At 69.8% G+C, this 7,420-nt stretch carries 8 protein-coding genes and 1 pseudogene; 1 reads left to right on the top strand and 8 read right to left on the bottom strand.

The genetic code is table 11. From position 1 onward, the window contains the following. From SACPADRAFT_RS30725 to SACPADRAFT_RS0217370, 3 genes are all read right to left on the bottom strand, one after another. Positions 1–176 (bottom strand): FAD-dependent oxidoreductase (locus SACPADRAFT_RS30725; protein ID WP_007025689.1); only part of this gene is annotated, 176 nt, incomplete at its 3' end. Beyond that, positions 173–2,020, bottom strand: coding sequence for a DUF3556 domain-containing protein (locus tag SACPADRAFT_RS0217365; protein ID WP_051442494.1), 1,848 nt, complete (start codon positions 2,018–2,020; stop codon positions 173–175). The genes SACPADRAFT_RS30725 and SACPADRAFT_RS0217365, both read right to left, overlap by 4 nt. Before the next feature lie 83 nt (positions 2,021–2,103). Then, positions 2,104–3,579, bottom strand: coding sequence for a class I adenylate-forming enzyme family protein (locus SACPADRAFT_RS0217370; RefSeq protein WP_007025691.1), 1,476 nt, complete (start codon positions 3,577–3,579; stop codon positions 2,104–2,106). A gap of 189 nt (positions 3,580–3,768) precedes the next feature. Here SACPADRAFT_RS0217370 and SACPADRAFT_RS0217375 point away from each other — a divergent pair, with 189 nt between their 5' ends. Then, complete coding sequence (locus tag SACPADRAFT_RS0217375; RefSeq protein WP_007025692.1) at positions 3,769–4,347, top strand: metallophosphoesterase family protein; 579 nt, start codon at positions 3,769–3,771, stop codon at positions 4,345–4,347. A gap of 425 nt (positions 4,348–4,772) precedes the next feature. Here SACPADRAFT_RS0217375 and SACPADRAFT_RS0217380 read toward each other — a convergent pair whose 3' ends face one another. From SACPADRAFT_RS0217380 to SACPADRAFT_RS28420, 5 genes and pseudogenes are all read right to left on the bottom strand, one after another. Then, the gene (locus SACPADRAFT_RS0217380) at positions 4,773–5,159 is read right to left on the bottom strand and encodes a VOC family protein (protein WP_007025693.1); all 387 of its coding nucleotides are present in this window, start codon (positions 5,157–5,159) and stop codon (positions 4,773–4,775) included. 11 nt (positions 5,160–5,170) lie between these two features. Beyond that, positions 5,171–5,374: pseudogene (locus SACPADRAFT_RS28415) on the bottom strand (transcriptional regulator); the annotation flags it as partial. Between the two features lie 27 nt (positions 5,375–5,401). Further along, positions 5,402–5,572: a hypothetical protein gene (locus SACPADRAFT_RS30735; protein ID WP_407690024.1), complete on the bottom strand. Its 171-nt coding sequence runs from the start codon at positions 5,570–5,572 to the stop codon at positions 5,402–5,404. Positions 5,573–5,628: 56 nt separating this feature from the next. After that, a complete protein-coding gene (locus SACPADRAFT_RS0217395) occupies positions 5,629–6,858 on the bottom strand; it encodes a cytochrome P450 (RefSeq protein ID WP_007025696.1) in 1,230 nt (409 codons plus the stop codon). A gap of 64 nt (positions 6,859–6,922) precedes the next feature. Continuing rightward, positions 6,923–7,420, bottom strand: a 498-nt coding sequence (locus tag SACPADRAFT_RS28420) for an oxidoreductase C-terminal domain-containing protein (protein WP_007025697.1), incomplete at its 5' end; no start/stop codon positions are given.

Below are 7,420 nucleotides of genomic sequence, written 5' to 3' on the forward strand. Positions count from 1 at the left end.
TGGAAGCCGGAGCACTCGTCGTGCAGCAGGCCGGGCAGGGTGAGCTCGGCGCTGCGGGTGCCGCCGCCGACGGTGGGGGCGGCCTCCAGCACCTCGACGTCCACGCCCTCGGCCGCGAGGGTGAGGGCGGCAGCGAGCCCGTTGGGCCCGCTGCCGACCACGACCGCTCTCGTCATCCGGTGACCATGCCATCGGGACGGCCCTCGGGGCCAGAGTCGCGCCCCGCGCCCTCGGGGATCGGCTCGGGATGGGCGAAGTCCCCGGCGGGCTGGTAGCCGGGCCTGCGCCAGGTCACCCGGTGCGGGATCGGTCCGTTCGGGATCCACGGCTGCTCGGCCACCGCGTCCCGGACGTCGTAGTAACCGCGCTCCACGACCCCGAGCGCGGCGTCGACCACCTTGTAGCGCACCCGGGGCGTGTGGATGGGCTGCGACTCGGTCCAGGCCATGACGAACTCACCGGGTTCGAAGTGGCAGCGCTTCTGCACGGCCGCGATCGTGCGCTCGTCGAACAGGTGCCCGTCGCCGAACTGCCAGCCGACGAGCACGGTGCACACGACCTCGCCCTCGCGCAGCCGGTAGTTCTCCAGCTGATCCAGGTGCCGTTGCAGCAGGGACAGGTGCGCCCGGCCGTGGCTGTGCATGCTGCGGAAGGCCACACACTTCTGCAGGAAGATCTCGGCCACGTCCGACCCGTACAGGTCGGTGAGCTGCTGCCGCTGGGTGCGCAGCGTCTTCGTCAGCCCGGTGTCCAGCTTGTCCTCGGCACCGTTCATCCGGAACGCCATCGTCCCGGACGCCCAGTTGCCCGCGTACTGCCGCATGGAGATCAGGAACGACACCCACTCGGGCTTGAGGTTGCCGAGCACCGGGCCCGTCAGGAACAGCACGAGCGCCGCGGCGAGGATCCAGCCGCTGCTGAAGTCGGTGACGCCGTAGCCGTCGCCGGCGAAGAAGCCGCCGAACAGGAACGGCGTGACGAACACGAACAGGATGTTCCACTCCAGCGGCACCGCGAGCGGGTACGTCGAGTAGATGAAGATGTGGAACAGCACCATGCCGGCGATGGCCAACCAGGTCACCGTCGCGTTCGTGGAGAACAACAACACCAGCGGCAGGGTCAGCTCCACCACGGTGCCGCCGACGTGCGCCCAGCCGAGCGCTGTCCCCGACGGGCGCAGGTCGTTCGGCGGGTCGCGGTAGAGGGAACGCTTGAACCGCTTCGACGTCAGCCACGGCGTGTTGCTCATCATCGCCTGCACCACGAGGCTGAAGTGGTGTCCGAACTTGGACACCCCGGCACCGAGCCAGATGGTGACCATGGCGATCTTGGCGATGAGCACCATGTCGACGTGGCTCGCCAGCACGCCGAAGGCGAGCAGGCACACCGCGTACTGCTCGGGGCGGGAGGCGAGGAAGACGACCTTGTCCCGGAACCCCATGACCAGCAGCAGCGCCACGTAGCTGATCAGTGCCCAGCCCGGCAACAGTCCCGCCTCGCTGTACGAGGCGGCGCTCTGCACGCCCGGTGTGACCAGTAGGAACAGCAGGTTCACCAGGAGCACCAAGTACAGTCCGACGTCGAACACGGTGCGCGCGTCGCCGGCGGTTCCGGGGACCCGGCCCGGGTACGGCGGCAGGCGCAGCGTCCCGGGTTTCGTCCAGTAGCGCCAGCCGCCGATCATCGGGCCGAACTTGAACGCCAGCGGACCCCAGGACGCGGCATGTCCGGTGATCTCCCACAGCACCGTCCAGACCATCAGCTTCTCGTAGACGATCAGCTCGCCCCACCAGGCGGAGAGGTCGGTGAGGCCGATCCCCGGGGTGGTCAGGCCGACGATCAGCCAACCGCCGACGAGGAACAGCACGGTCTTGACGATGTAGAGGGCGTGCATCTGCTTCGGGCCGCCGAAGCCGTACTCGGTCCAGTGCGTCGCCAACATCCGCAGGCGGTCCATCACGGGTGTCGACTCGAACTCCGCCGGGTCCCCCGGCGGCATGTCTGGAGTCCTGAATCCCACGGTGCTCTCCTTCGACAGGACAGGGTGGTGCGCGCGAGGTGACCTCGCGTCGCGGGAAGGCAGGGCCGGGGCCGGGTTCCGCCTCAGGCCGGTTGGGTGTCCGGGTTCCGCCGGAGCGCGGGCTTGTCGATCTTGCCGACGGGGTTCTTCGGGAGGGCGTCGACGACGTAAATGCGCTCGGGCACCTTCACCCTCGTGAGGTGACGTCGACAGTGCTCGAGCAGCTCGGCCTCGGTGAGCGCGGAGCCGGGGTAGACGCTGACGTAGGCGGTGGGGACCTCGCCGTAGACCTCGTCCGGGCGGCCGACGACGGCGGCTTCGAGGACCTCGTCCACGGCGGTGAGTACGTTCTCGATCTCCTTGGGGTAGAGGTTCTCCCCACCACGGATGATCATGTCTTTGAGCCGGTCCACAATGGTCAGGTAACCGTCCTCGTCGAGGTGCCCGACGTCGCCGGTGTGCAGCCACCCGTCGACGATCGTGTCGGCGGTGGCCTCCGGCCGGTTGAGGTAGCCGCGCATCACCGTCGGTCCGGAGATCACGACCTCGCCGTCCTCGCCGGGCGGGAGGAATGCACCGTCCGGGCCGACGACGGCGATCTCCTGCCCGGGCAGGGCCGGGCCGACGGTGCCGATCTTGCGGACGCCGTCCACCGGGTTGCACGCCGAGGCGCAGGTGCCCTCGGTGAGCCCGTACCCCTCGACGATCACGAACCCGTACCGCTCCTGCGAGCGGACGAGCAGCTCCCGGGAGACGGGGGCGGCGCCGCAGATCACGAACCGCAGTGACGACGTGTCCGGCCGCACGTCCCCGGGCAGCGCGGCGAGCACGGCGTAGATGGTGGGCACCGCCGAGAAGTACGTCGGCCGCAACCGCTCGACGTGGTCGAAGAACGTGTCCGCGGAGAACCGCCCGACGATGCTGACCTGCCCGCCGCACCGCATCGGCGCCAGCACACTCACCATGATCGCGTTGACGTGGAACAGCGGCAGGACGAGCAGACAGTGGTCGTCCCCGGTCAGCGCGAGGTGTTGCGCCATCGTCGCGGACATGGCCTCGGCATGCCGGTGGTCGAGCATGACGCCCTTGGGCCTGCCGGTGGAGCCGCTGGTGTAGATGAGCAGCGCGAGGTCGTCGGCGGACAGCTCGGCGGGCGGCCGGGAACTCCCCCGGCGGGCGGTGCGCATGTCGTCGACGTGCACGGCGGGCCTGCCCCCGGTGGGCGCGTGCGGGCCGGAGTTGACCACGAGCGCCGCCCCGGCGTCGGTGATCTGATACCGCGCCTCGTCCGCGGTGAACACCGGGTTGACCGGGGTGGCGGCCCCGCCCAGCCGCCAGGCGGCGAACATCGCGACCAGCAGCTCGACCCGGTTCGGCAGCACGATCGCCAACACGTCACCACGGCCGAAGTCGTGTTCGGCGAGCTGCTCGGCGAAGGCCTCCACCCGCGCGTCGAACTGGGCGTAGGTGAGTTCCACCCGGTCGTCCCGGAGCCCCACGTGCTCCCGGCGACCGCGCAGGGGGCTCGCGGGATTCCACGGCAGATAGCGCAGCTCCATGCCTTCTCCCACCACCTCGTCGTGTTCTGGGTCACACTTAATGTGGCCCCCGACACTACGCAGTGGGTCACAGAGTTCCTAGATTCGACCGGGACGAAGTTCGCGCGGCCGGTTGTGCGAGATGCATAAGCTACGGGCGGGAGGCCGGGCACGTCCCGCCCGGACGACACGCCGACGACGGGAAAACGCATGCGGGTCTGGTTCACCAGCGACACCCATTTCGACCATCGGCTGGTCGCCGGGAACCGCGGGTTCGCCGCCCCGGCCGAACACGACGCCGCGCTGGTGGACAACTGGAACGACCTCGTCGCACCGGACGACGAGGTGTGGCATCTGGGTGATCTCGGCATGGGCGATCCCGCCCGGTGGGTCGACACCGTGCGGCGGTTGCACGGCCGCATCCACCTCGTCACCGGCAACCACGACCGGTGCGCGCCCGGGGTGCGCCGGGACGCCCACCGCCACCAGCGCGCCTGGCTGGAGTTCCTCACCAGCGTCCAGCCGTTCGCCCGCCTCCGGCTCGCCGGGCACACCGTGCTCCTGTCGCACTACCCCTACGTCGGCGACCACACCGCCACCGACCGCTACCGCCAGTGGCGCCTGCCGGACCTCGGCGACCGGCTGCTGCACGGCCACGTGCACAGCACCGACCGGCTGCACGGCAGGCAGCTCCACGTCGGTCCGGACGCCTGGGAGCTACGCCCCGTCGTCGCCGAGGAGGTCACCGCCCTGTTCACCGGCCGGGGGCGGGATGCGCACCAGGATTAATCCCACGGAATGACCCTCAGGTGCCCTTTCCTCCGCCGAGAGCATGGTCCGCGAGTACCTCTCGCTCGCACTCGACCTGTGTCCCGGAGCTCTTCGGCGGCTTCCCGTTGCTTAGCTGCGGCTTCCCGCTGCTTCTGCGCTGCTGCTCCGACCTCATCGCGGGGCGGTACACGGATTCGCTGGGTCAACGCGGCCTCGAGCTGGGGGAGGATGTCGATGTCGAAAGACGTCTCCTCGTCGGACTCACCGATCGCGAATCGCAGTGGCCCTCGACATCTTCCCGCAGGGTGTCAGCCAACTCCTCGGAGGATCGACCACCGAACCTTCCGCTGCCACAAGCGACTGACCGGTCCGATATCGTCGATCGTGCTCAGCACGGTCGACGGTCGGCCTTCTCGAAGTCGTGGCCGGGCCACACGGAGCAATCAGTGCCGTGCGGCGATCTGGATGAGGTTGCCGCAGGTGTCGTCGAGTACGGCGGTGCTGACCGGCCCCATGTCCAGCGGCTCCTGAGTGAACCGCACGCCCAGCGCCGTGAGTCGCTGATACTCCGCCCACACGTCGTCGACGGTGAACTGGGCAGCCGGGATGCCGTCGTTGGTCAGGGCCTTCTTGAACGGCCGCACGGCCGGGTGCCCGTCCGGCTCCAGCAGCAACTCCGGTCCGTCCGCGTGTTCGAGGGAGACCACGGTCAGCCACCGGTCCTTGCCCACCGGGACGTCCTCCTTCTCGGCGAACCCCAGCACCTCGGTGTAGAAGCGCAGGGCCTTGGCCTGGTCATCGACGAACACGTTCGCCAGGTTGATCCGCACGGGTGACTCCTTCACTCCTCGATCGGCCACCGGTCGACCACGGCGCGCAGTAGCGAGGTGTCGATCCGGTGTAACTTGTACCCGCCTTCCCGGTGGGCGACGACCAGACCGGCGGCCTCCAGGACGTCGAGAGGCTGAGACAGCGCCTGCCGCGACGAGCTCACCCCGCACCGACTCAGGAGCCGTCCGCACAGCTCGAACAGCGTCTGGCCGTTGTGTCGAGCGTAGCGGGTAACGCCCCCTCACGAGCGGTCGTTGGAGTGACGTCGGGTGCGGCCGTCGGAGTCCAGGGCGTCGATGGCGGCGACGTCGTCGGTGTCGAGGGAGAAGTCGAAGACGTCGCTGTTCTCCTCGATGCGCGTCGGGGTGACCGACTTCGGGATGACCACGTTGCTGAGCGCCGTGAGGGGCACATTCCCTGCGTCACACGCAGGGAATGTGCCCCTCACGGCAACCTACGGGACCCGGGTCACCAGGTGACGGGGAGTTCGTAGACGCCGTAGACGGAGCCGTCGTGTTTGAAGGGGATGGTGTCCAGGGACGTGGCCGGTTGGAGGGTGGGGATGCGGGTGTACAGGGTGTTGTACACGACCTGCAGCTCCACCCGGGCGAGTTGCTGGCCCAGGCACTGGTGCACGCCGAAGCCGAACGCGAGGTGCCGGTGGTCGCCGCGCCGGACGTCGAGCGAGTCCGGGTCGTCGAACACCTCCGGGTCCCGGTTGCCGATGTCGTTGGGGATGATCACCCCTTCACCGGCGCGGATCGTCTCCCCCGCGATCTCGATGTCCTCGATCGCCACCCGGCGCCGCCCGTTGTGCGTGATGTGCAGGTAGCGCAGCAGCTCCTCCACCGCCGAGGCGGTCAGCTCCGGGTCGTCCGAGTCGCGCAGCAGCGCGAACTGCTCCGGGTGCTCGAACAGCGCCAGTGTGCCCAGGGCGATCATGTTGGCGGTGGTCTCGTGCCCGGCGATGAGCAGCAACACCCCCATCTGGGCGGCGTCGGCCTGCGTGATCTCGCCGTTGTCGATCCGTCCGGTGAGTTCGGACAGCAGGTCGTCACCCGGCTCCTCGAGCTTGCGCCCCATCAGCTCGTACAGGTAGCGCCCGAGCTCCACCAGCGCGTTCTGCTTCTGTTCCGGGGTGGTGTCCCGGTTGATGACCTGCTTGCTGTTCTCCTGGAAGAAGTCGTGGTCGGCGTAGGGCACGCCGAGCAGTTCGCAGATCACCAGCGACGGCAGCGGCAGCGCGAACGCGTCCACCAGGTCGGCGGGCTTCGGCCCGGCCAGCATGGTGTCGATGAGGTCGTCGGCGATCCGCTGGATCGCGGGCCGCAGCGCCTCCACCCGCTTGACGCTGAACGGCGGGGTCACCATCCGCCGCAGCCGACCGTGCTCCGGGTCGTCCATCAGGATGAAGCTGATCGGCGACCCCTCCTTCGGCACCTCGCTCGGGCTCGGGTAGCCGGGCCGCATGACATCGGCGCTGATCCGCGGGTCGCCCAGCAGGGCACGCTGGTCGGCGTAGCGGGTCACCAGCCACGGGGTGCTGCCGTCCCACAGCCGGACCCGGCGCAGCGGGCCCTCCCGCTGTGCGGCCTTCAGCTCCGGCGGCGGGTCGAACGGGCACTCGCGCGCCCGCGTCATCGGGTACTCCGGCAGTTCGGCCGCCTCGGCGTCGGCCGTGCCCACGGCACCACTCATGGTGTGTCCTCCCAGATTCCTGGCCGCGTCCGGCGACGGTGCCGGACGCGGCGGTGTGCCGGGGCTACCGCGTCGGTGCGGGCGCCCCGGTGAACGTGTCGACGACCTCCTGCCGGTGCAGGCGCGTCTGTTTGGGCATGTTCCAGCCGAGCACCCCGGTGGCCCGGCCGTCGCCGTCGCGCGCCAGGGCCACGAACCGGCGGCGCCCGCCGTCGGCGGCAGGCTCCGGATCGCCCTCGACGACCGTGACCTCCGCCTCGGCCGGTACGACGCCGTGTACCTGGATCTTGGCGTCGAACTGGTCGGTCCAGAAGTGCGGCACCGGCGTGTACGGCTCCTCACCGCCGAGCAGCCGGGCGGCCACCGCACGGGCCTGGTCGGTGGCGTTGGTGCGGTTCTCCAGCCGCACCGACGTGCCCAGACCCGCGTGCGTCCACCGCGCGACGTCCCCGACGGCGTAGATCCCGTCGGCGGCCCGGCAGTGCGCGTCGCACACCACGCCGTCGTCGAGCGCCAGCCCGCTGTCGGCGAGCCAGTCCGTGGCGGGAGCGGCCCCGACCGC

It is taken from the genome of Saccharomonospora iraqiensis subsp. paurometabolica YIM 90007, assembly GCF_000231035.2.
GTDB lineage: Bacteria > Actinomycetota > Actinomycetes > Mycobacteriales > Pseudonocardiaceae > Saccharomonospora > Saccharomonospora paurometabolica.

Bases quoted from the DNA above. Each gene is read 5' to 3' on its own strand.
- SACPADRAFT_RS0217395 (WP_007025696.1), bottom strand. From the start codon at position 6,858: ATGAGTGGTGCCGTGGGCACGGCCGACGCCGAGGCGGCCGAACTGCCG.
- SACPADRAFT_RS0217375 (WP_007025692.1), top strand. From the start codon at position 3,769: ATGCGGGTCTGGTTCACCAGCGACACCCATTTCGACCATCGGCTGGTC.
- SACPADRAFT_RS0217370 (WP_007025691.1), bottom strand. From the start codon at position 3,579: ATGGAGCTGCGCTATCTGCCGTGGAATCCCGCGAGCCCCCTGCGCGGT.